Genomic DNA, 22,178 nt, shown 5'->3' with positions numbered 1-22,178 from the left:
TACATTGGGCGCCGATGACGATCATGCGGTGGTGTCTCGCGGCGGCCGCGCTGGTCCCGCTCGCGGTCGTCGGCGCGGAGACCTCCGCGGTCCGGCCACCCGCCACCTCGTCGGCGCCCGCGCCCGTCGGCGCCTTCCCGCCGTGCGTGGCGGCGGCCGTCGTGGCGCTGTCGCTCGAGGAGCGCGTCGGTCAGCTGCTCATGGTGGGCGTCCCGGCGAACGCGCCGCGCGGGCTGGGCGGCCTGGTGGCCCGCTACCACCTCGGCGGCGCCTTCCTGTCCGGGCGCAGCGTGCGCCCGGCCGCCGACCTTCGCGGCGACATCGCGGCGCTGCAACGCGACGCCGAACTTCCCCTGCTCGTCGCCGTCGACCAGGAGGGCGGCAGCGTGCAGGCCCTCAAGGGCCCCGACTTCCCGGTGATCCCGGCCGCGCGGCGCCTCGGCGCCGGGCCGCCGGCGGTGCTGCGCGACACCGTCCGCGACGGCGCCGGGCGGCTCGCGCGGATCGGCGTGACGGTCAACCTCGCGCCGGTCGCGGACACGGTGCCGGCCGGCCTGGGGGAGGCCAACCCGCCGATCGGGGCGTTCGGCCGGGAGTACGGCTCCGATCCGGTACGGGTCGCCGAGGACATCCGTACGGTGGTGCCGGCCTCGCAGGGCACGGGCGTGCTGACGATCCTCAAACACTTCCCCGGGCTGGGCCGGGTGCGCGCCAACACCGACACGTCCACCCGGGCGGTCGATCACACCGCGACCGCCGAGGACGAGTACCTCGAGCCGTTCGCGGCCGGGATCGACGCCGGCTCGGCCGGGGTGATGGTCTCGCTGGCGTCATACCCGCGGCTGGACCCCACCTCCATCGCGGTGTTCTCGCGGCCGATCGTCACGGGCCTGCTGCGCGGGCGCCTCGGCTACACCGGCCTGATCATGTCCGACGATCTGGGCGCGGCGGACGCCGTCGAATCGGTGCCGGAAGGCGACCGGGCCGTGCGCTTCGTGGACGCGGGCGGCGACCTGGTGCTGACGATCCGGCCGCAGAACGTCGGCGTGATGACCGCGGCCCTGCTCGCCGCCGCGCGCCGGTCCCCGGTCTTCGCCGCCCGGGTGACCGACGCGGCGGGCCACGTCCTGCACGCCAAGTACCGCGCCGGCCTGCTCAGCTGCCCGGCGCCGTCGGTGTCGGAGTCGGCGCCGGCCCGTACGGAACCATCGCGCCATAACTCGCGTTCCACGCCGCGTCGTACGCGATGACCCGGACCATCGGGCCGCCGCCGCTGTTCACCGAGACCGTCGCGGTCGGCTCGGCGACCTTGGCGAGCACCCGGACCTCGTCGATGTTGACGGTCAGCAGCACGTGGTACTCGACCACGCCGACGTTGTCGGTCGCGGGCGTCCAGCTCAGGATCCCGCGGCCGTCGGCGGTCTGCCCGGTCAGCACCGGGCTGCCCGGCCTGGTGGGCGCCACCGTGTCGTCGCCGGAGCGGGGGAAGCTCGGCGGCTGCGGGATGCTGGTCCGCCCCGAGATCGGTGAGGTGTTGCCCGCGGCGTCGCGCGCCGCGAGTGCGTAGTGGATGGACGCCGCCGTCGGGCTGATCGACAGGGTGACCGGACCGGTGCCGGTGACCGTGCGGACCGGGTACTGCTGGTAGAACTGTTCGCCCTGGTAGAGGACGTAGTCGACCACGCCGACGTTGTCGATCGTCGGCAGCCAGGAGAGCGTCACCGTGGTCGGCGTGACGTCGACGACGCGAGGCCGCCCCGGGGTGAGCGGCGCCTGGGTGTCCGGTGTGGTGGCGGCGTACGACCCGACCGAGACGTCGTCGAACGTGGCGTCGGTGTAGGTCGTGGCGAGCCCGGCCCGGCCGCGGGCGAGCCGGGTGTCGGTGGCGCGCAGCAGCGGCTCGCCGTTGACCACGCCGAGCACGGTCGTGCCCTTGACGACCAGGGTCAGGTACCGCCAGATCTGCGTGGCGGCCGGATAGGCCGCGGTGGCCAGCGTCGTCGACCGGCCGCCGAGCACCCGGCCGAGCTCGACGGTGTCGTCGGCGCGGGTCGCCAGGTAGTAGTGGCTGCCGTCGCCCTGCACCCGGGCCTGCACGCCGGCCGAGGAGCCCGCGTCGCGGTAGGCGGCGGGCCGGACCCGGACGGAGACCGCGTAGTCGGTCCAGGACGCCTCACCGGCCCGGGCGACCGCCCGGGCGCCGGTCGCCTCCTGGCGCAGGCTCTGCTCGGCGACCGACCAGCTGCCGCCGGACGTGCGCCAGCCGGCGGCGTCGCCGTCGGAGAAGTCGTCGCTGAACAGCACCGGCGCCGCCGCCGAGGCCGCGGTGGCCGGCCCGGTCAGGATCATCGCGGCCGCCAGGCCCGCGCCGGCGATCCGGCGCATCCAGGTGTGCAAGGTTGCCCCCATTCCCGGGAGCCTACGGAGACATATTTGTAGCAGTCAATGTTTCGAAGTCGTTTCGGTGAACGGTGGCAGGTAGCGGGACGCCCGGTGGGTGTGCGGGTCGAACATGTTCCGCTCCTGCGTGACGATGTCCGTGCCGTACACGTGGATCGAGATCGCGTCGGTGTCGTCCAGGGCCCGTACGGTGTGGATCACGCCGTCCGGGATCACGCTCACCGCGCCGGTGCCGTTGACGAAGCTGCGCACCCGCTCCAGGCGCTCCTCGGCGTTCATGCGGTACCAGGTCTCGCGCTCCCGGCCCCGGTAGATGCCGATCGCCGCCCAGGATCCGTGGTCGTGGATCGGGGCCTCGGCGCCCGGGCGGAAGACCGCGATGACCAGCGAGCGGCGGCCGTCCGCGGCCCGGTACAGCGGATACAGCATCCAGTCGCGGTCGGCCGGGCGCCGCAGGTACTGCTCGTCGAGCCAGTCGCCCGGCCCGGCCAGCGCCGCCGCCAGCACCTCGGGGACCTCGTCCGGGTCCGCCGTCGCGATCGTGCGTACCAGTGTCGTGGTGTCCATGCCGTGACGGTAGGAGCGGCCGGCGGCCGGCGCCTCCGTACCGGTACCGAAGTTCGCGGGTCAGAGTCCCCACTCGGCGGCCCGCCGGACCAGCTCCACCCGGGAACCGACGCCGAGCTTGCGGTAGGCGCCGGCGATGTGCGACTCGGCCGTGCGTTCGCTGATGTGCAGGCGGGCGCCGATCCGCGCCGCGCTCAGCCCCTGCACCGCGAGGGCGGCGACCTCCCGCTCCCGGCGGGTCAGCGCCTCCGGTCCCCACGCCGGCCGGTCGCGGCGGCCGTGCCGCACCCCGGTGAGGAACGCCTCGATCTCGATCAGCGCCGCGTCCGCGTCGCCGATCCACGGCCAGTGGTCGACGCCGGGCAGCACCACCAGCTCGGCCTCCGGGATGTGCGCGGCCACGTAGCGGGAGTGCTCGGCCGACAGCCACGGGTCGTCGGCGTGCTGCACCGCCAGGGTCGGCACCGAGATGCCGGCCAGGTCGCCGCGGAAGTCCGTCGCCGCGCACAGCCCGAACAGCTCCCGCGCCTGCGCCGGGCTCGCGGCCGCCCGGGCGTTGCGGACGAACCAGGCCCGGTACCGCTCGTCGCCGGCCAGGGTCGGGTTCATCGCGGCGACGCCCGCGCCCTGCGCCCAGTCGGCGTCGATGCCCGCGAGCACGTCGGCCAGGAACTCCTCGGTCCAGCCCGCCGGGTATCCGGGCGCGCGCAGCAGCCGGGCGTGCCCGGCCCAGAGCACCAGCGAGCGGACGTCCGCCGGGTGGCGCAGCGCGTACGCGGTGCAGATGGCGGCGCCGACCGCCACGCCGAACAGCACCGCCGGGCCGGAGCCGGCGGCCCGCAGCACGACCCGGACGTCCTCGACCGCGTCGTCGAGCGTCAGGCCGGCCGGCGTGGGATCCGAGAGGCCGGTGCCGCGCCGGTCGAACCAGATCAGCCGGCTGAAGCCGGCCAGGCCGCGCAGGAACCGGGCGAGGAACGGCTCGTCCCACGCCAGGTCCAGGTGCGTGACGAAGCCCGGGACGAAGAGCAGGTCCGGACCGGGACCCTCCAGCACCTGGTACGCGATGCTGAGCCCGTCGTTGCGGGCGTACCGCACCGGCGGGCGCCCGTCAGGGCGTGCGCAGGGGTACGACATCCGGGGCGCCGAGGCGCGCGGCGTCGGCCGTCTCGTCGTCCGGCTGCTCCTGCGACGCGCGTTCCGCCTCCACCCGCAGCCGGTAGTGCCGCACCTCCCGTTCCGTCTGCTCGGCGGTCCAGCCCAGCACCGGGCCCATCAGCTGCGCCGCGACCGGCGCGGCGGCGATGCCGCGGTCGAACGTCCCGATCGAGATCCGGGTGCGCCGGGTGAGCGCGTCCTCCAGGTGCCGGGCGCCCTCGTGGCTGGCCGCGTAGACCAGCTCGGCGCGCAGGTGGTCCTCCGCGCCCTCGATCGGCCGGCCGAGGCCCGGGTCGGCCCGGATCAGCTCGAGCAGCTCGTCGATCAGGGAGCCGTACCGGCCGAGCAGGTGCTCCACCCGGGCGACGTGCAGGCCGGAGGAGTCCGCCAGCAGCCGGCGGCGGTTCCACAGCGCGGTGTAACCCTCGGCGCCCAGCAGCGGCACCCGTTCCGTGCACGAGCGGGGCACCGAGCGGCCGAGGCCGTGCACCGCGGCGTCCACCGCGTCGCGGGCCATCACCCGGTACGTCGTGTACTTGCCGCCCGCCACCACGACCACCCCCGGCGTCGGGCTGGCGACGGTGTGCTCGCGGGACAGCTTCGACGTGGACTCCGACTCGCCGGAGAGCAGCGGGCGCAGCCCGGCGTAGACGCCCTGCACGTCGGTCCGGCTCAGCGGCGTCGCCAGCACCCGGTTGACCTGGTCGAGCAGGTAGTCGATGTCGGTGCTGGACGCGGCCGGGTGCGCCTTGTCCAGGGTCCAGTCGGTGTCGGTGGTGCCGATGATCCAGTGCCGGCCCCACGGGATGATGAACAGCACGCTGCTCGGGGTGCGGCTGATCAGGCCCGTCGAGGACTGGATGCGGTCCCGGGGCACGATCAGGTGGATGCCCTTCGACGCCCGCACGTGGAACTGGCCGCGCTCGCCGACCAGCGCCTGGGTGTCGTCGGTCCACACGCCCGTCGCGTTGATGATCTGCTGGGCCCGCACCTCGAACACGTGGTCGTGCTCCAGGTCGTGCACCCGTACGCCGGTGACCCGCTCGCCCTCGCGCAGGAAGCCGACCACCTCGGCGCGGGACGCGACGTGCGCGCCGTACGCGGCGGCCGTGCGGGCCAGGAACATGGTGTGCCGGGCGTCGTCGAGCTGGGCGTCGTAGTACTGCAGCGCGCCGACCAGGGCGTCGCGCCGCAGCGCCGGGCAGACCCGCAGGGCGCCGCGCCGCGACAGGTGCCGGTGCCGCGGCAGGCCGGGCGCGGCCGTGGCCATCGCGTCGTAGAGCAGTACCCCGGCTCCCGCGTAGAGCCGCTCCCAGCCGCGGTGCTGCAGGGGGTAGAGGAACGGGACGGGCCGGGCCAGGTGCGGCGCGAGCCGGGTGAGGATCAGGCCGCGTTCCCGCAGCGCCTCGCGGACCAGGGCGAAGTCCAGCATCTCCAGGTAGCGCAGGCCGCCGTGGATGAGCTTGCTGGACCGGCTGGACGTGCCCGAGGCGAAGTCGCGCGCCTCGAGCAGGCCGACGGAGAGGCCGCGGGTGGCGGCGTCGAGGGCGCAGCCCGCGCCCACCACGCCGCCACCTACGACGAGCACGTCGACCTCGCTGTCGGCCAGCGCGGAGAGTGCGGCTCCCCGGCCGGCCGGAGAGAGAGTGGTGTCAGTCAACGTCGACCCAATCGAGAGTTCGCTGCACGGCCTTCTTCCACCGGCCGTATCCCTGTTCCCGCTGCTCCGCCGTCCACGCGGGCTGCCAGCGCCGCGACTCGTTCCAGTTCTCCCGCAGCTCGTCGGTCGACTTCCAGAAGCCGACCGCCAGCCCGGCCGCGTAGGCGGCGCCGAGCGCGGTGGTCTCGGCCACGACCGGCCGGCTCACCGCGACGCCGAGCACGTCCGCCTGGATCTGCATGCACAGCTCGTTGGCGGTGATGCCGCCGTCCACCTTGAGCACGTCCAGGTTGACGCCGGAGTCCTGCGCCATCGCCTCGACGACGTCGCGGCTCTGGTAGCAGATCGACTCCAGGGCGGCCCGGGCCAGGTGTGCGCCGGTGTTGAAGCGCGACAGCCCGACGATCGCGCCGCGGGCGTCCGAGCGCCAGTACGGCGCGAACAGCCCGGAGAACGCCGGCACGAAGTAGACGCCGCCGGTGTCCGGCACCGTCGCGGCCAGGGTCTCGCTCTCCGACGCCTCGTTGATGATGTGCAGCTGGTCGCGCAGCCACTGCACCGCAGAGCCGGTGACCGCGATCGAGCCCTCGAGGGCGTAGACCGCCGGTGCGTCGCCGAACTTGTAGCAGACCGTGGTGAGCAGGCCGTTGTTCGAGCGCACCAGCTCGGTGCCGGTGTTGAGCAGCATGAAGTTGCCCGTACCGTAGGTGTTCTTGGCCTCGCCCGGCGCGAAGCACACCTGGCCGACCGTCGCCGCCTGCTGGTCGCCGAGGTCGCCGGTGAGCGGGACGTCGCCGCCGAGCGGGCCGGGCGCGTGCGCCATGCCGTAGGTGTTCGGGTCCGACGACGGCCGGATCTCCGGCAGCATCTGCCGCGGGATGCCGAAGAACGAGAGCAGCTCGTCGTCCCAGTCGAGGGTCTCCAGGTTCATCAGCATCGTGCGGCTGGCGTTGGTCACGTCGGTGATGTGGTTGCCGCCCTCGACGCCGCCGGTGAGGTGCCAGAGCAGCCAGCTGTCGGTGTTGCCGAAGATCGCGTCGCCGCGCTCGGCCGCCGCGCGGACCCCGTCGACGTTCTCCAGGATCCACTGGATCTTGCCGCCGGAGAAGTAGGTGGCCGGCGGCAGCCCGGCCTTGCGCCGGATGACGTCGCCGCGGCCGTCGCGGTCCAGCGCCGAGGCGATCCGGTCGGTGCGGGTGTCCTGCCAGACGATCGCGTTGTAGTACGGGCGCCCGGTGCGCCGGTCCCACACCACCGTGGTCTCGCGCTGGTTGGTGACGCCCAGCGCGGCCAGGTCGCTCGCCTGCAGGTTGGCCTGCTGCATCGCGGTCCGGATGACCGAGACGGTCCGTTCCCAGATCTCGATCGGGTTGTGCTCGACCCAGCCGGCCTGCGGCAGGATCTGCTGGTGCTCGAGCTGGTGGCGGCCGACCTCGTTCCCGCCGTGGTCGAAGATCATGAAGCGGGTGCTGGTCGTGCCCTGGTCTACGGCGGCGACGAAGTCAGCCACGGTTTGCCTCCACGTGCTCGTTCGGCGGGGTCGGAAGTCTGCCCGGTTCCTGCGGGCCGGCCGTCGGAAGGAACCGTCCTACCAGTACCTGGTAGAGACCGGCGCCCAGAATGCCGCCGACGATCGGGCCGATGATCGGGACCCAGAAGTACAGATAACCCGTCTGGTCCCGGAATGCGCCACCGTATCCGGTCAGGAAACTGGCGAGTCGCGGCCCGAAGTCACGCGCCGGGTTGATCGCGTAGCCGGCGTTGGTGCCCCACGCCATGCCGATCGCCACGACGATCAGGCCGATGATGAACGGCGCCAGGTTGGCGCCCGGCGGAGTCGCCGCGGCCTCGGTGACCGCGAGGATGAGGAACAGCAGGATGGCGGTGCCGATGACCTGGTCGCGCAGCGCGCCCCACTCGTTGACCGGCAGCGCGCCGTTGCCCGGCAGGGTGGAGAAGACCCCCTGGGTCTTGATGGTGAGGCCGGGGTCCGCCGCGTGCAGCGCCTCGGTGTAGTTCCAGCGCACCAGCAGCGCGGCGACGAACGCGCCGAGGAACTGGGCGCCGCAGTAGGGCGCCACCTTGCGCCACTCGAAGCCCTTGAAGACCGCGAGCGCGACGGTGACCGCGGGGTTGAGGTGCGCGCCGCTGATCCGGCCCGCGACGTAGACGCCGAACGTGACGCCCAGGCCCCAGGCCCAGGCGATGCTGTCGTGGTCGCCGAAGCCGCCGGCCACGACCTGCGCGACGACGCCGACGCCGAAGAGGATGAGGATCAGAGTCCCGGCGAACTCGGCCGCGAGCTCGCCGAGCATTCCCGGGATCTTGAGTCGTGCTGCCATGTGCCCTCCAGGGTCCGATGTGACCCGACGCTATGGACGCTGGTGGGCACCGGCAATGAACGCCGTTCGGCATTGTCGAACGCTCAGCGTGCGCACTCGGTAACTGATTGGCATAGAGTCCGAAACGTGCCCGGCACGGTGCAGTCGATCGAGCGTGCGGCCGCGATCCTGCGGATGCTCGCCGGTGGCACCGGCCGTCTCGGCCTCGGCGAGATCGCGAAATCCCTCGATCTCGCCAAGGGGACGACGCACGGCATTCTGCGCACGCTGCAGGGCGTCGGCTTCGTCGAGCAGGACCGGGTGTCCGGCCGTTATCAGCTCGGCGCGGCCCTGCTGCACCTCGGCACCAGCTATCTCGACATCAACGAACTGCGCTCCCGATCGATCAACTGGGCGGACCCGCTCGCCGCGCGCAGCGGCGAGGCCGTCCGGATCGGCACCGTCCTAGAGGGCCGGGTGCTGGTCGTGCACCACGTGTTCCGTCCCGACGACACGTTCCAGACCCTGGAGGTCGGCTCGCTCCTGCCGCTGCACGCCACCGCGCTGGGCAAGGTGCTGCTCGCGTACCGCTCCGCTTTGCCGCCCGCGGAGCTCGAACGGTTCACCCGGCGCACCGTCGTGTCGCCCCGCGAGCTCGCCGCGGCCCTCGAGCAGGTGCGGCTGGCCGGCTGGGGCGCGGAGATCGAGGAGCTGACCCTCGGCGAGGCGGCGATCGCCGCGCCGATCCGGGGGTACGGCGGCCTGGTCGTCGGCGCGATCGGCGTCTCCGGGCTCGTCGAGCGCATGTGCGACACCAGGTACCGGCCGCACCCGCGACTGGTCGGCTACGTCCGGGACGCCGCCCGCGCGGTCTCCCGGGATCTCGGGGCCGCCCGGCACTGAGAACTCAGGGAGGCATCATGACCGAGCGCTACGTGGTCGCCATCGACCAGGGCACCACCTCGACGCGGTGCATCGTGTTCGATCGCCACGGCCAGCTCGTCTCCCTGGCTCAGCAGGAGCACAAGCAGTACTTCCCCCGGCCCGGCTGGGTCGAGCACGACGCGGCGGAGATCTGGCGCAACGTCGAGCGGCTGGGGCCGTTGGCCCTGCAGCGGGCCGGTATCACCACCGAGCAGGTCGCCGCCGTCGGCATCGCCAACCAGCGGGAGACCACCGTGCTCTGGGACCGGCGCACCGGCGTGCCGGTCGGGCGGGCCATCGTCTGGCAGGACACCCGCACCGACGGCCTGGTCAACGCGCTGCTGGCCGCGCCCGGCGCCGACGAGGTGCAGGAGTGCTGCGGGCTGCCGCTGGCCACGTACTTCTCCGGCCCGCGGATGAGCTGGATGCTCGATCACACGCCCGGGCTGCGGGAGCGCGCCGAGCGCGGCGAGGTGCTCTTCGGCACGATGGAGACCTGGCTGATCTGGAACCTCACCGGCGGACTGCACGTCACCGACGTGACCAACGCCAGCCGCACCATGCTGCTGGACGTGCGCAGCCTGCGCTGGTCGGCGCGGGCCTGCGAGTTCTTCGGCATACCCCGCGCCATGCTGCCGGAGGTGCGCGCGTCGGTCGCGGTCTTCGGGACGGCGGCGGCCGCGTTCCCGGGCGTACGGATCGGCGCGGCGCTCGGCGACCAGCAGGCCGCGCTGTTCGGCCAGACCTGCTTCACGCCCGGCGAGGCCAAATGCACCTACGGCACCGGCAGCTTCCTGCTGCTCAACACCGGTACGGAGCTGGTCCGCTCGACGCACGGGCTGCTCAGCACCGTCGCGTACCAGCTCGCCGGCGAGCCCGCGCAGTACGCCCTGGAGGGCTCGATCGCGATCACCGGCTCGCTGGTCCAGTGGTTCCGCGACCAGCTCGAACTGATCGCGAGCGCGCCGGAGATCGAGACCCTGGCGCGCACGGTCGGCGACAACGGCGGCTGCTACATCGTCCCGGCCTTCTCCGGCCTGTACGCACCGTACTGGCGCAGCGAGGCCCGCGGCGTCATCGTCGGCCTGACCTCGTACATCACCAAGGGCCACCTGGCCCGGGCCGTGCTGGAGGCGACCGGCTGGCAGACCCGCGAGGTCGTCGACGCGATGAACGCCGACTCCGGGCTGACCCTCAAGACGCTCAAGGTCGACGGCGGGATGACCGCGGACAACCTGCTGATGCAGTTCATCGCCGACGTGCTGGACGTGCCGGTGGTCCGCCCGCTGGCCAGCGAGACGGTGTCGCTGGGCGCCGCGTACGCCGCAGGCCTCGCGGTCGGCTACTGGCCGGACCTGGAGGACCTGCGGCGCAACTGGCACCGGGCGGCACAGTGGATGCCGGCGATGGACCCGGCGCTGCGCGACCGCGAGTACGACAACTGGCGCCGCGCGGTCGAGCGCACCTTCGACTGGATCAAACCCGGCTGACCTCGGTCAGGTGCCCAGGAAGCCGCGGACCTGGGACAGCACCGAGGTGTCGGTGAGGTAGCCGAGGTGGGTCTCGCAGAGCACCGCGTTGTTGGTCGCTCCGCTCAGGACCGTACTGGTGTACGGGATGATGATGCCGTCGCACGCGGAGTACCAGGTGGCGTAGCGCGTCGCGCCGGGGGTCTCGTCGCCGGCGCTGAGCGTGTTGATGAACGACGAGCCGGGGTACATCTGCTGGCAGGTGATGTAGATCAGGCAGGCGCCCGCGTACGTGGTGCCGTGGTTGGCGCCGGCCAGCGACGCCAGGTGGTTGACGTACTGCGCGCCGCCGAGCTGCTTGAGGTACCAGAGGCTGACCAGGCCGCCCATCGAGTGGTTCACGATGTCGACCTTGGCGGCGCCGGTGCGGCTGCGCACCTGGCTGACGAAGGTGGCCAGCCCGCGGGCGTTGGTCACGTTGTCGCCGTACGAGTTGTACTCGTAGGCGTACAGCTCGCTGCTGCTGTAGCCGGCGGCCCGGAACACGCTCTGTGCGGTGGCCCAGTTCGAGGCGCTGCCGGTGTAGCCGTGCACGAAGACGACCGGGGTGCGGGCGGCCGCGGCCGCGGGGGCGGCGGGCGCGACCGCGAGCGCGGCCACGGCGGCGAGCAGGATTGCGAACATCCGGCGCAAGGTGGACCTCCAAGACGGGGGCATCGATGGTCTTCGCAGCCTGCGTCGGCAACAGTTTTGACACATCGGTGAAATCACCGGCCTTGCGCTGCCGGGTGATCGAGCCGGAAACTTGGCCGCATGGTAATTGCACCATTAGTGCAAGAAGCCCTCGATGAGGGTGCCTGCCGGGAGCTGCTGGCCGAGCGCCTGCCCGGCCTGCCCGAGGAGCTGGTCACCGCGCTGATCCGGCTCGCGGGCGGCGACCCCGACGTCCTCACCGAGCTCGCCGGGATGCTCACGCCCGGGCAGATCCGCGGCAGCGTGCCGCCGCCGTGCACCCTGCCGCTGACCAGCCGGCTGGGGCGCGCCTGCCGGGCCGCCGTCGCCGGGCTGCCCGGCCCGGCCCGCCACGCCCTGCTGCTGGCCGCGGCGGACCCGGACCTGACCGCCGGCGAGCTGCTGGCCGCGACCGGCGAGCAGGACCTCGTCGCCGCCGAGCAGGCCTGCCTGGTCACGGTCACCCCGACCGGGGTGCAGTTCCTGCCGGCCGTGCTGCGCGCGGTCGTGTATTACGACGCGCCGCACGCGCGGCGCCGGGCCGCGCACCTGGACCTCGCCGAGCTGCTCGGCCGGCGCGGCGAGCGGCTGCGCGCCCTGGTGCACCGCGCCGCCGCGGCGGCCGGCAGCGACGAGCGCCTGGCCCGCGAGCTGTTCGCGGCGGCCGCCGACGGGCCCGCCCGCACGGCGTCGGCCGCATACCGGTACGCCGCGGAGCTGACCACCGCCGCCGACTTCGCCGTCGAGGCCCTCGCAGCCGCCGCCCGGCAGGCCTGGCTCGCGGGGGAGCGGCAGCAGGCCCGGCTGCTGCTGCGCCGCGCCGGGCGCAGCCCGCAGGCGCCGGCGCACGCGCACGCCCGCAGCCTCGCCGGCGAGATGGACCTGCGCCAGGGCGACGCCGCCACCGCCCGGGACACCCTGCTGAGCGCGGCGGCGGAGCTGTCCTCGCGGGACCTCCCCGCCGCGCTGGAGGCCCTGCTACTGGCCGGCGAGGCGGTGCACCTGGCCGGCGGGCAGGGCGGCTACTGCGGGCTGGCCCGGCGGATCCTCGCGCGGCGCACGCCCGACGCGCCGGATCCGGTGGCGCAGGCCTGTCACCAGGTCGCCGGCCTCGCCGCCATGTACGAGGGCGACCACGACGCCGCCTTCGCGCACCTGCGCGACGTGCTGCGCACGGCGCCGGCGGTCGCGGACCCCGTCGCGCTGATCCGGGCCGCCAACGCCGCGGTGCTGCTCGGCGACGGGCCCGCCGCCCGGGTGCTGGCCGGCCGGGCGGTCGAGCTGGCCGGGGACCGCGGCGCGGTGACGCTGGTGCCGCAGGGGCTGGAGGTGGCGGCCTTCGCCGGGCTGGCGGCCGGGCACCACGACGTCGCGCTGGCCGCCGCGACCGAGGGCGCGGCGCTGGCCCGGGCCACCGGGCAGCCCGCCCTGGCGCAGAGCCACCTCGGCATCCTCGCCGTGCTGGCGGCGCTGGTCGGCGACCGGGACACCTGCGTGCTGCGGATCCGCGCCGCCGGGGTGTACGACAGCGCCAAGGGTCCCGGCCAGGCCCGCGCCTTCTGCGAGTGGGCCCTCGCGCTGCTGGACTTGGTCGAGGGGCGGCCGCGCGCCGCGCTGCACCGGCTGGACTCGATCTTCGTCGGGCCCGCCGGCCGCGGCAGCCTGGTGGTGCAGGTGGCGGCCGCCCCGCACCTGATCGAGGCGTACTGGCGCTGCGACCCGCCGCCGCACACGCCGCCGGCGGCGCGGACCGCGGTGCTCGACGGGGTCTTCGAGCCGTTCGACCGCTGGGCGGCCGGCACCGGGCAGCCCTACTGGCTGGCGCTGCGCGCCCGCTGCCGGGCCCTGCGCGCGACGGATCCGCGCGCCGCGGAGGAGTACTTCCAGGAGGCGCTGCGCGAGCACCGGCGCGGCGACGCCGACTTCGCCCGCGCGCACACCGAGCTGCTCTACGGCCGCGACCTGCGGCGCCGGCGCCGGCCGGGCGCCGCCCGCGAACACCTGCGCCGGGCCGAGGAGACGTTCCGGCTGCTGGACGCGGCGCCGTGGGCGGCGCAGGCCGACGTCGAGCTGCGCGCCGCCGGCGCGGCCGTGCCGCCCCGGCCGGTCGCCGCGGCCCGCGGACTGACCGCGCAGCAGGAGCGGATCGCCCGGCTGGTGGCCGACGGCGCCACCAACCGGGAGGTGGCCGAGCAGCTCTTCCTCAGCCCGCGCACGATCGACCACCACCTGCGCAACGTCTTCGCCCGGCTCGGCGTGCGCTCGCGCACCGAGTTGGCCCGCCTCATGGGCTGAGGCCCTACGCGTGCGCGAAGGCCGTGCCGCGGGCGAGCGCGCCGATGTCGGCCTGGTCGGTGAAGAGCCCGTCCACCCCGGCCCGCAGGAACACGACCTGCTCGTCGATGGCCCGGCCGTACGCGTTCGGGTCGGTGCCGACGCGGTAGTCGGCCGGCAGGAACTGGTTCTCCGCCCGGAACGTGTACGGCATGACCTTGAGCCCGGCCGCGTGCGCGTCGGCGACCAGCGTGCTCGGCGTGCCCAGGGTTCCGTCCGCCCGGCGGGGGATGACCAGGCCCTTCTCCGGGCCGATGCCGTCGGCGAAGCCGGACAGCCGCCGCAGCCCGGCCGGCGTCAGGTACTCGGCGTAGCTCGTCGGGTCCTCGAAGGGCCCGCCCGCCGCGCCGGCCAGGAACACCAGCGGCGCGCGCAGCCGGTGCTCCTCGCGCAGGCTCTTCAGGTTGCCCGCCTCGAAGGACTGCACGAACACCGGCGCGCTGGACCGGTCCAGGCCGGCGCCGCGCAGGGCCCGCACCAGCGGCGTCTCCAGGTCCAGGCCGAGGCGGCGGAAGTAGGTCGGGTGCTTGGTCTCCGGGTAGACGCCGATCTCCCGGTCCAGCTCCCTCGACAGCCGCTTGCGCAGGTCGAGGACCTCCCGCAGGGTCGGCACCCGGAACAGCCCGTTGTAGAGGGTGTTGCGCTGGCGCACCAGCGGGATGCGCTCGACCGCCCGCAGCGTCCTCAGCTCGGCCAGGGTGAAGTCGTGGGTGAACCAGCCGGTCACCGGCGTGCCGTCGAGCACGACGGTGCGCCGGCGCGACGCGAACTCGGGTCGCGACGCGACGTCGGTGGTGCCGCCGATCTCCGGCTCGTGCCGGGCGACCAGGACGTGGTCCTTCGTGGCGACCAGGTCGGGCTCGATGAAGTCGGCGCCGAGCCGGGCGGCCAGCTCGTACGAGGCGAGGGTGTGCTCGGGCCGGTAGCCGGAGGCGCCCCGGTGGCCCAGGACCAGCGGATGCCGCCGGCGCGTGGCGTGCGCGGGCGTGGCGCCCGCGAGCACGGCCGGTACGCCGGCGGCCAGCGCGCCGAAGCGCAGCACCTCTCGGCGGTCTGCCACGGTTCCTCCACGGGATCCGCCGGCGACCGTCGCCGGAACTCCCGCGGCCGAGTTCAGGTGATCTCTTCGACGCGGAGGCGAAGTCGCCATGGCGGCCAGGCGAACGCCGCTGATCGAATTCGAAGGCGCGTGTAGGGGGACGGCCGCCGGGGAAGGGTTGAGATAGACCGGGACCATTCATCCCTTGAGGTCGATCGAGGGTGGGCTTAGGGTGGTGGTCCGAACGCTCACCGTGAAAGGCCTTTGTGGAGTCATCATGGGATTTCTCGAGCGTCGCACCGAGCAAACGCCCCGCCCCGACGACCGTTACGCGCCCAAGCCCGGACCGTACGGCGGCTCCAACGATCCGCTCTACGACGCGATGCCGGCCCGCCGCGCACCGGCCAGACCGGACCAGAGCGGCCCGGTCCGGCGCACCGACCTGACGGTGCTGCTCGGCCGGACCGTGCTCGAGGCGCGGGTGCAGCAGGTCTGCCGGGAGTACGGCCTCATCCCGCGCTCCGGCCCCGACACCGGCTCGGGGCTGTCCCGCTCCTACCTGGCCCGCGCCGCCGGCGTCGAGCTCGCCGCCGATACCCACGGCGTGGTCACCACGGTCTTCCTGCACTTCCACGGCGACGACGGCTTCACGTCGTACTCCGGTGAGATACCCGGCGGCGCCGGCAGCGTGCCCCGCCGGGCGCACCTGTGGGCGATGCTGGGCCGCCCCGACGAGCAGGGCGAGCCCTACCGCGACCGCTTCCTGGGCGACTACGGCCCGTGGGACCGGTGGGTGCTGGCCGGCTTCGTGCTGCACGCCCAGTTCGCCGTCGACGCCGAGAACCTCGACCGGGTCACCCTGACCCTCCCCGAACGCCTGCCGCGCGCCGCGTAGCGGGTCAGAGCCGCAACCGCGGCCAGTCGAGCAGGTCCGCGCCCAGGTCGCGCACGCACGCCAGCAGGCCGAGCCGGGCGGCGCGCACCGCCGGGTCGTCCGCCATCACGAACACGTCGTCGAAGAAGGCGCGCACCGGCCCGGTGATGCGGCCCGCGACCGCCGTGAAGCCGCTCAGGTCGGCCGGGGCCGGCTGGGCGCGCACGGCCCGCACGGCCTCGTGCAGGGTGACCTCGGCCGGCTCCTTGAGCAGCGCCGGGTCGTAGGCCGCCGCCGTGCCGTCCGGGACGATGCGGCGGGCGCGCTGGATCGCCTCGGCCAGCGCCAGGAACTCACGCTCCGCGACGAGCCGGCCGAGCTGGGCCAGGAGCAGGTCCGCGAACGCCGGGCGGCCGGCGTGCGGCAGCACCGCGCGGACCCGGTCGACCGGGTGCCCCTCCTCGACCAGCACCTGCTCGAGGCGCCGGGCCAGGAAGTCGCCCGCGTCGGCCAGCACCCGTTCCGGCACGTCGACCGGCTGCGCCGCGGCCGCGGTCGCCAGCGCGGCGGTGAGGCTGATGCCGGACAGCGCCGGGTGCGCCCGGTGCACGGCGATCAGGCCGAGCACGGCCCGGCGTACGGCGAAGGGGTCGCTGCTGCCGGTCGGCAGGCCGACCGTCGCGGCCAGGCCGGCCACCAGGTCGAGCCGGTCGGCGAGCGACAGCAGCGCGCCCGGCTCGCCCGCCGGCAGCTCGTCGCCGGCGTGGCGGGGCAGTTCGGCCTCGTAGACGGCCTGCGCCACGGCCCGGCTCTCGCCGGCGTGGAGCGCGTAGTCGCGGGCCATCACCCCGGCCAGGCCGGTCATCTCGGTGACCAGCTGGGCGCCGAGGTCGAACTTGACCAGCTCGGCGGCCCGCAGCAGGGTCGGCGACGGGTCGGACACCAGGCTCGTGGCGAGCGCGGCGATCCGGTCCGCGCGGTCGGCCATCGAGCCGAGCTTGTCGGTGAAGGTGAGCCGCCGCAGCCGCTCGCGCATCGCCGCCGGCGGGGTCTGCCGGTCCGCGCGGTAGAAGAACGCCGCGTCCTCGTACCGGGCCCGCAGCACCGCCTCGTTGCCCGCCCGGACCAGCTCGACGTCGACCTGGCCGTTCGCGACCGTGACGAACAGCGGCAGCAGGGCGCCGTCCGCGTCGCGGACCGCCAGGTAGCGCTGGTGCTTGCGCATCACCGTGGTGAGCACGGCCGCCGGCAGTTCCAGGTAGCGCTCGTCGAACGTGCCGAGCAGCGGCGTCGGCTGCTCCACCAGGTAGGTGATCGTCTCGATCAGCGCGCTCTCGCCCGCGATGTCGATCCGGCCGGTGTCCCAGACCAGGTCCTGCGCGCCGGTCACGATCAGCTCGCGGCGGTCCTCGGCGTCGGCGACGACGCCGTTGATCGCCAGCGTCTCCATGAAGGTCTCCGCGGACGCCACGCTGATCCGCGGCCGGGCGGCCGTGCGCAGCACCCGGGTGTCCCGGCCGGCGCGCAGCGCCGACACGGTGAACGGCACGGTCCAGTCGCCCCAAAGTGCTACCAGCCAGCGGATCGGCCGGGTGAAGGACAGGTTCGGGTCGCTCCAGCGCATGTTCTTCGCCGAGCGCAGGCCGCCGGCGACCTTCGCGAGCACCTCGCCGAGCACGGCGGGTGCCGCGCGTCCCGCCTCGTGCCGTTCCACGACCAGATGCGGTACGCCGCCGAAGTCGGCCGTCCGCAGCGAGTCGACGGCGACGCCCTGCGAGCGCGCGAAGCCCGCGACCGCCTGCTGCGGCGCCGCGGCCTTCGGGCCCTTCACCGTACGGACATGGTCGTCCTCGCGCGCGGCGACCTCGGCGACGACGGCGATCAGGCGTCGCGGGGTGGCGTGCACGCGGATGTCGCCGTGCGCGAGCCGGGTGCCGGCGAGCCGCTCGGTCAGCTCGCGCAGCACCTGCGCGCGGGCGGCGCGGGCCTCGGCGGGCGGCATCTCCTCGGTGCCGATCTCGAACACCAGCGTCCGCGGCTCGTCGCCCAGCGGCGCCTCCTGCTCGGCGGCGGCCGGCGGGAGCGGGGTGACCACGCCGAGCGGGTGGCCGAGTTCCTCGCGGCGGGTCTGCCAGAGCCTGGCCACGTCGCCGGCGAGGCGGCGCATGCGGGCGAACTCGGCGGCGCGGTCGGCGGTGGAGACGGCGCCGCGGGAGTCGAGGACGTTGAAGGCTTGTGAGCATTTGAGGACGTAGGTGTGTGCGGGTACGGGCAGGCCGGCGTCGATGAGTCGTTGTGCCTCTGCGGCGTAGATCTCCAGCAGCCGCCGATTGGCGGGAACGTCGGCGTCGTCGAGGTAGTACCGCGACATCTCGTACTCGGACTGGCCGAAGACCTCGCCGTAGCTGACGCCCTCGGCGTACTCGATCTCCTTGAAGTGGGTGACGCCCTGCAGCGCCATGACGATGCGCTCGATGCCGTAGGTGATCTCGACCGAGGGTGGGTCGAGGTTGAGGCCGCCGGCCTGCTGGAAGTAGGTGAACTGGGTGATCTCGAGGCCGTCGAGCCAGACTTCCCAGCCCAGGCCCCAGGCGCCGAGGGCGGGGGAGGCCCAGTTGTCCTCGACGAAGCGGACGTCGTGGGCGGTGACGTCGATGCCGAGGGCGGTGAGGCTGCCGAGGTAGAGCTCTTGGGGGTTGCCGGGGTCGGGTTTGAGGATGACCTGGAGCTGGGTGTGTGTCTGCAGGCGGTTGGGGTTCTCGCCGTAGCGGGAGTCGTCCGGCCGCACCGACGGTTCGACGTAGACGACCCGCCACGGCTCCGGCCCGAGCACGCGCAGGAACGTGGCCGGGTTCAGGGTCCCGGCGCCGACCTCGGTGTTCATCGGCTGGACGACCAGGCAGCCCTGATCGGTCCAGTACGCGGTGAGCCGGCCGATCGCGTCCTGCATGGTGAGCATGGAGCCCAAGTCTAGTGAGGCAGGCCCTCGCCCGACTCCGGCGACGCGGAGGCGGTACGCACCCCGCCGCCCTGGCGCTTCGCCAGGTACATGGCCGCGTCCGCGCCCCGCATCAGGGCCGGCATGTTGTTCGCGTCCGGCGGCAGCATCGCGACGCCGATGCTCGCGCCCACCCGGATCACGCCGCCGTCGATGTCGTACGGCTCGGACAGGCGCGCGTGGATCCGCGCGGCGATCGCGGTCGCGGCGCGCCGGTCGGGGTTGCCGGCCAGCAGGACCGCGAACTCGTCGCCGCCGAGGCGGGCCACGATGTCGTGCTCGCGCACCTCGGCCTGCAGCCGGCGGCCGACCTCGTGCAGCAGGGCGTCGCCGGCGTGGTGCCCGACGGTGTCGTTGACCCGCTTGAAGCCGTCCAGGTCGAGCAGGAGCAGCCCGAGGGTGCCGGAGTTCTTGAGGGCGGTATCGACCTCCCGCTCCGCGCGCTCCAGCAGGTGCGAGCGGTTGGGCAGCCCGGTCAGCCCGTCGTGGTACGCCTGCCGGGTCAGCTCCGAGACGTGCTGCCGCTCGGACTGGCGCAGCCGGGCGCTGTCGACGATCAGGGTGCCCTCCATCGCCACCTGCTGCGCCAGGCTGCGGTCGCGGCCGGTCCAGTGCCGGGTGGTGCCGGAGTCGCCGCACATGACCACGCCGACCGGGCCGGAGGCGGACATCAGCGGAATCGCGATGAACGAGCTCAGCTGCAGCGTCTCGGCGAATCCGCCCGGCCGGACCTCGGCGCGGGTGACGTCGCCGACCAGCAGCGGGCCGTTGAGCAGCTGCATCGCCTGCCAGGCCGGCGAGTCCGCGGCGAGCTTGCCGACCAGGCTGCCGGCGATCTCGGCGGTCATCTGCTCGGTCAGGCCGACGCCGGCGGCGTAGCGGATCCGGCCGTCGGGCCCGATCAGGTGCAGGGCGGCCCGCTCGGTCCGGAACGCCTCGCCGGTGGCCTTGGCCAGCAGCCGGCCGGCGTCCTCGACGCTGGTCGCGGACGTGCCCTCCTCGAAGAGCCGGCGGATCGTGCTGTTGGCGTGCGTCACGTACTGGTGGTGCCGCTCGGCGGCGAGAACCTGCAGGGTGGAGGCGAGCTGCAGGGCGATCATGCTGGTCACGTTCGGCCGCAGCTCGGACATGGCGGTGCCGGTGAGCACGAGCACGCCCAGCGTCTGTCCGCCGATCCGCAACCGGATGGCCATCCGGTCGCCGTGCTGCACCGGCGGCGCGGCCGCCGAGACCCGGAACACGCGACCCGCGACGGTGACGTCGTCGGACGCTGCGTCGGCGTACTTGGCCTCCAGCAGCAGCCGGCCGTCGTCGGGCTCGAGGACGAAAACGGACGCGGAGCGCATACCGCAGGAACCGGAGAGCCGGCTGGCCACGATCGAGAGCATGTGTGCGACCGAGGGGATGTCCCTGGTCATCGCCTCGCAGAGGTCATGGTGCAGCCGGGCCTGGTCGTCCAGAACGATCGTTGCCAGCTCGGTCGCCGTCGCACTCATGGTCAGCACCTCATTGCCCGGAGGAGTCACGCCAGGGTGATCGGCAGCGGCACGACGCGCCTGAGGAAGTTGGTGGTGCGGGACACGGGACTCGACGGATTACCGTGCAGCATTCGGGGGCGTCCGCCCGGCGGAACGAAGGGAACGTGGCATGAGGGTGTGTGTGGTCGGAACTGGTTACGTGGGTCTCACCACCGGTGTCAGCCTGGCCTTTCTCGGCCACGACGTCACCTGTGTCGACCTGGACCAGGCGAAGGTCGACCTGCTCACGGGCGGCCGGACGCCGATTTACGAGCCGCACATGGAGGCGCTGCTGGTCGACGCGGCCGAGCGGCTGACCTTCACCACCGACTACGGCGCGGCCGTGCCCGGCGCGGACGTCGTCTTCATCGCCGTCCAGACCCCGTCGCTGCCCGACGGCAACCCGGACCTGACGTACCTGCGCTCGGCCGCGGAGAGTGTCGGACGTCACATCGACGGCGAGTTCACCGTGGTGGTCAACAAGTCGACGGTGCCGATCGGCAGCAGCAACTGGGTCGACTCGATCCTGCGCGAGTCGTTCGAGCGCACCCACGAGCGGCGCAGCGACGGCGAGTTCTCGGTCGCCTCGAACCCGGAGTTCCTGCGCCAGGGCGCGGCGATCCAGGACACCCTCTACCCGGACCGGATCGTCGTCGGCTCGGACAGCCCGCGCAGCCTCGACGTGCTCAACCGCCTCTACCGCACCATCCTCAACCAGACGTTCACGCCGCCCAGCTACCTGCCGCGGCCGGCCGGGCTCGGCGCCGTGCCGATGGTCTCCACCGACCTCGCCTCGGCCGAGCTGATCAAGTACGCCGCGAACGCGTTCCTGGCCCTGAAGATCAGCTTCGCGAACGAGATCGGCCAGCTGGCCGGCCGGGTCGGCGCCGACATCTCCCAGGTCACCCGCGGCATCGGCCTGGACACCCGGATCGGGCCGCGCTTCCTGCAGCCCGGCATCGGCTGGGGCGGCTCCTGCTTCGGCAAGGACACCGCGGCCCTGATCGCCACCAGCGCCGAGTACCACCACGACATGCCCATCGTCTCCGCCGCCCGCGAGGTCAACCGGCTGCAGCGCCGGCTGGTGGTCGACCGGCTGCTGGGGGAGCTGCGCATCCTCAAGGGGCGCCGGATCGGCCTGCTCGGGCTCGCGTTCAAGCCGGAGACCGACGACATGCGCGACGCGCCGGCGCTGGACATCGCCCGCATGCTGATCGGCCGCGGCGCCCGGGTGCGCCTGCACGACCCGGTCGCCGCCGAGCGCCTGCGGCGCGAGCAGCCGGACCTGGCGGAACACCTGGCCGACGACGTCGAGGACGTCTTCGACGACAGCGACGCGGTGGTGCTGGTCACCGAGTGGGCCCAGTACCTGGACCTGGACTGGGCGAAGCTGGCCCCGCTGATGCGCACGCCGGTGATCCTGGACGGCCGGCACTGCCTCGACCCCGCGCGCCTCGCCAAGCTCGGCTACCGCTACCTGTCGCTCACCGGCCGCTGATCCGCCCGGCCGGCCCGGCCGTCAGGGCGGCGCGCCACGCGCGGACCAGCTCCGCGTCCACCGGTGCGTCCCAGTCGCCCTGCGGGCGCACCGCGCTGCCCGTGTGGAACGCGTCGACCCCGGCGGCCAGCAGCGGGCCGAGGTGGTGGTGGCGCAGCCCGCCGCCGGCCAGGACCCGCGGCCGGGAGCCCGCCTCCGCGCCCAGCACGGGCAGCCCCTCCGCGACGCTCGCCGGGCCGCCCGCGGTGAGCACGAAGTCCAGGCCGGGCAGAGGTTCGAGGGCCCGCCGGGCGGCCGGGCGGTCCGCGGCGTGGTCCAGGGCCCGGTGGAAGGTCCACCGGCAGCCCTCGATCGCGGCCAGCACGGCCTTGACCGCCACCAGGTCGACGGCGGCCCGCGCGTCGAGGAAGCCCAGGACGAACTCGTCGGCCCCGGCGGCGCGCAGCTCGGCCGCGGCGTCGACCAGGGCGTCCGGGTCGCTCAGCCCGTACCCGTCCTCGGCGCGCAGCATGACGCGGACGCCGATGCCGACCGCCGCCCGGACCGACGCGAAGGTCGCGAGGCTCGGGGTCAGGCCCTGCCGGCCCATGTCGGCGACCAGCTCGACCCGGTCGGCGCCGCCGTCCTGCGCGGCGCGGGCATCGACGGCGTTCAGCGCGATGACTTCCAAGATCGATTCTGGCACCG

The 22,178-nt window shown here is 73.8% G+C and carries 17 protein-coding genes; 6 read left to right on the top strand and 11 right to left on the bottom strand.

Translation table 11 applies throughout. The features are described from left to right. Window positions 1–14: 14 nt before the first annotated feature. The gene (locus tag ACIBSW_RS09120) at window positions 15–1,250 is read left to right on the top strand and encodes a glycoside hydrolase family 3 N-terminal domain-containing protein (protein ID WP_354725620.1); all 1,236 of its coding nucleotides are present in this window, start codon (window positions 15–17) and stop codon (window positions 1,248–1,250) included. On the opposite strand, the gene ACIBSW_RS09115 is transcribed toward ACIBSW_RS09120, so the two are convergent. The 6 genes from ACIBSW_RS09115 to ACIBSW_RS09090 are packed head-to-tail and all read right to left on the bottom strand — an operon-like array spanning window position 1,156 to window position 8,127. Further along, window positions 1,156–2,409 carry a hypothetical protein gene (locus ACIBSW_RS09115; RefSeq protein ID WP_354725618.1) on the bottom strand — a complete coding sequence of 418 codons (1,254 nt, stop codon included), beginning with the start codon at window positions 2,407–2,409 and terminating at the stop codon, window positions 1,156–1,158. The two genes, ACIBSW_RS09120 and ACIBSW_RS09115, sit on opposite strands and share 95 nt — an antisense overlap. 33 nt (window positions 2,410–2,442) lie before the next feature. Further along, complete coding sequence (locus ACIBSW_RS09110; RefSeq protein ID WP_354725616.1) at window positions 2,443–2,967, bottom strand: cysteine dioxygenase family protein; 525 nt, start codon at window positions 2,965–2,967, stop codon at window positions 2,443–2,445. Window positions 2,968–3,027: 60 nt separating this feature from the next. Next, window positions 3,028–4,065, bottom strand: coding sequence for an alpha/beta fold hydrolase (locus ACIBSW_RS09105; protein ID WP_354725614.1), 1,038 nt, complete (start codon window positions 4,063–4,065; stop codon window positions 3,028–3,030). Window positions 4,066–4,078: 13 nt separating this feature from the next. Then, a complete protein-coding gene (locus ACIBSW_RS09100; RefSeq protein ID WP_354725612.1) occupies window positions 4,079–5,785 on the bottom strand; it encodes a glycerol-3-phosphate dehydrogenase/oxidase in 1,707 nt (568 codons plus the stop codon). Further along, on the bottom strand, window positions 5,778–7,295 hold the full coding sequence (glpK, locus tag ACIBSW_RS09095; protein WP_354725610.1) for a glycerol kinase GlpK: 1,518 nt from the start codon (window positions 7,293–7,295) through the stop codon (window positions 5,778–5,780). The genes ACIBSW_RS09100 and glpK (ACIBSW_RS09095) overlap by 8 nt, the downstream gene beginning before the upstream one ends. Further along, window positions 7,288–8,127, bottom strand: a complete 840-nt coding sequence (locus ACIBSW_RS09090) for an MIP/aquaporin family protein (protein WP_354725608.1) — start codon at window positions 8,125–8,127, stop codon at window positions 7,288–7,290. The genes glpK (ACIBSW_RS09095) and ACIBSW_RS09090 overlap by 8 nt, the downstream gene beginning before the upstream one ends. Window positions 8,128–8,253: 126 nt before the next feature. On the opposite strand from ACIBSW_RS09090, the gene ACIBSW_RS09085 reads away from it, so the two are divergent. Together ACIBSW_RS09085 and glpK (ACIBSW_RS09080) are read left to right on the top strand one after the other, a co-directional pair. Further along, window positions 8,254–9,009: an IclR family transcriptional regulator gene (locus tag ACIBSW_RS09085; RefSeq protein ID WP_184993110.1), complete on the top strand. Its 756-nt coding sequence runs from the start codon at window positions 8,254–8,256 to the stop codon at window positions 9,007–9,009. Between the two features lie 17 nt (window positions 9,010–9,026). After that, a complete protein-coding gene (glpK, locus tag ACIBSW_RS09080) occupies window positions 9,027–10,520 on the top strand; it encodes a glycerol kinase GlpK (protein ID WP_354725606.1) in 1,494 nt (497 codons plus the stop codon). Window positions 10,521–10,526: 6 nt separating this feature from the next. Here glpK (ACIBSW_RS09080) and ACIBSW_RS09075 read toward each other — a convergent pair whose 3' ends face one another. After that, window positions 10,527–11,183, bottom strand: coding sequence for an alpha/beta fold hydrolase (locus ACIBSW_RS09075; RefSeq protein WP_354725604.1), 657 nt, complete (start codon window positions 11,181–11,183; stop codon window positions 10,527–10,529). Window positions 11,184–11,330: 147 nt separating this feature from the next. On the opposite strand from ACIBSW_RS09075, the gene ACIBSW_RS09070 reads away from it, so the two are divergent. Continuing rightward, window positions 11,331–13,526, top strand: a complete 2,196-nt coding sequence (locus ACIBSW_RS09070; protein WP_354725602.1) for a LuxR C-terminal-related transcriptional regulator — start codon at window positions 11,331–11,333, stop codon at window positions 13,524–13,526. A gap of 4 nt (window positions 13,527–13,530) precedes the next feature. On the opposite strand, the gene ACIBSW_RS09065 is transcribed toward ACIBSW_RS09070, so the two are convergent. Further along, window positions 13,531–14,625: a glycerophosphodiester phosphodiesterase gene (locus ACIBSW_RS09065; RefSeq protein ID WP_354725600.1), complete on the bottom strand. Its 1,095-nt coding sequence runs from the start codon at window positions 14,623–14,625 to the stop codon at window positions 13,531–13,533. 256 nt (window positions 14,626–14,881) lie between these two features. Here ACIBSW_RS09065 and ACIBSW_RS09060 point away from each other — a divergent pair, with 256 nt between their 5' ends. Continuing rightward, the gene (locus ACIBSW_RS09060) at window positions 14,882–15,499 is read left to right on the top strand and encodes a hypothetical protein (protein ID WP_354725598.1); all 618 of its coding nucleotides are present in this window, start codon (window positions 14,882–14,884) and stop codon (window positions 15,497–15,499) included. Between the two features lie 4 nt (window positions 15,500–15,503). Here the strand turns inward: ACIBSW_RS09060 and ACIBSW_RS09055 are convergent, their stop codons facing one another. Further along, the gene (locus ACIBSW_RS09055) at window positions 15,504–18,437 is read right to left on the bottom strand and encodes a glycine--tRNA ligase (protein ID WP_404799284.1); all 2,934 of its coding nucleotides are present in this window, start codon (window positions 18,435–18,437) and stop codon (window positions 15,504–15,506) included. Between the two features lie 11 nt (window positions 18,438–18,448). Next, complete coding sequence (locus tag ACIBSW_RS09050; RefSeq protein WP_354730728.1) at window positions 18,449–19,972, bottom strand: sensor domain-containing diguanylate cyclase; 1,524 nt, start codon at window positions 19,970–19,972, stop codon at window positions 18,449–18,451. A gap of 151 nt (window positions 19,973–20,123) precedes the next feature. Here ACIBSW_RS09050 and ACIBSW_RS09045 point away from each other — a divergent pair, with 151 nt between their 5' ends. Beyond that, window positions 20,124–21,491, top strand: coding sequence for a UDP-glucose/GDP-mannose dehydrogenase family protein (locus ACIBSW_RS09045; protein WP_354730730.1), 1,368 nt, complete (start codon window positions 20,124–20,126; stop codon window positions 21,489–21,491). Here the strand turns inward: ACIBSW_RS09045 and ACIBSW_RS09040 are convergent. Beyond that, entirely contained in the window at window positions 21,478–22,176 is a 699-nt protein-coding gene (locus ACIBSW_RS09040; protein WP_354730731.1) for a copper homeostasis protein CutC, read from the bottom strand. The genes ACIBSW_RS09045 and ACIBSW_RS09040 overlap by 14 nt on opposite strands. Window positions 22,177–22,178 lie beyond the last annotated feature (2 nt).

Origin of the sequence: Actinoplanes sp. NPDC049668, assembly GCF_044465445.1 — a bacterium.
Classification (GTDB): domain Bacteria; phylum Actinomycetota; class Actinomycetes; order Mycobacteriales; family Micromonosporaceae; genus Actinoplanes.
This window is presented reverse-complemented; position numbering and strand designations above follow the sequence as displayed.

Coding starts and splice junctions, on each gene's coding strand:
- ACIBSW_RS09120 (WP_354725620.1), top strand. CDS start 15: ATGACGATCATGCGGTGGTGTCTCGCGGCGGCCGCGCTGGTCCCGCTC.
- ACIBSW_RS09115 (WP_354725618.1), bottom strand. CDS start 2,409: ATGGGGGCAACCTTGCACACCTGGATGCGCCGGATCGCCGGCGCGGGC.
- ACIBSW_RS09110 (WP_354725616.1), bottom strand. CDS start 2,967: ATGGACACCACGACACTGGTACGCACGATCGCGACGGCGGACCCGGAC.
- ACIBSW_RS09090 (WP_354725608.1), bottom strand. CDS start 8,127: ATGGCAGCACGACTCAAGATCCCGGGAATGCTCGGCGAGCTCGCGGCC.
- glpK (WP_354725606.1), top strand. CDS start 9,027: ATGACCGAGCGCTACGTGGTCGCCATCGACCAGGGCACCACCTCGACG.
- ACIBSW_RS09075 (WP_354725604.1), bottom strand. CDS start 11,183: ATGTTCGCAATCCTGCTCGCCGCCGTGGCCGCGCTCGCGGTCGCGCCC.
- ACIBSW_RS09060 (WP_354725598.1), top strand. CDS start 14,882: ATGGGATTTCTCGAGCGTCGCACCGAGCAAACGCCCCGCCCCGACGAC.
- ACIBSW_RS09055 (WP_404799284.1), bottom strand. CDS start 18,437: ATGCTCACCATGCAGGACGCGATCGGCCGGCTCACCGCGTACTGGACC.
- ACIBSW_RS09050 (WP_354730728.1), bottom strand. CDS start 19,972: ATGAGTGCGACGGCGACCGAGCTGGCAACGATCGTTCTGGACGACCAG.
- ACIBSW_RS09045 (WP_354730730.1), top strand. CDS start 20,124: ATGAGGGTGTGTGTGGTCGGAACTGGTTACGTGGGTCTCACCACCGGT.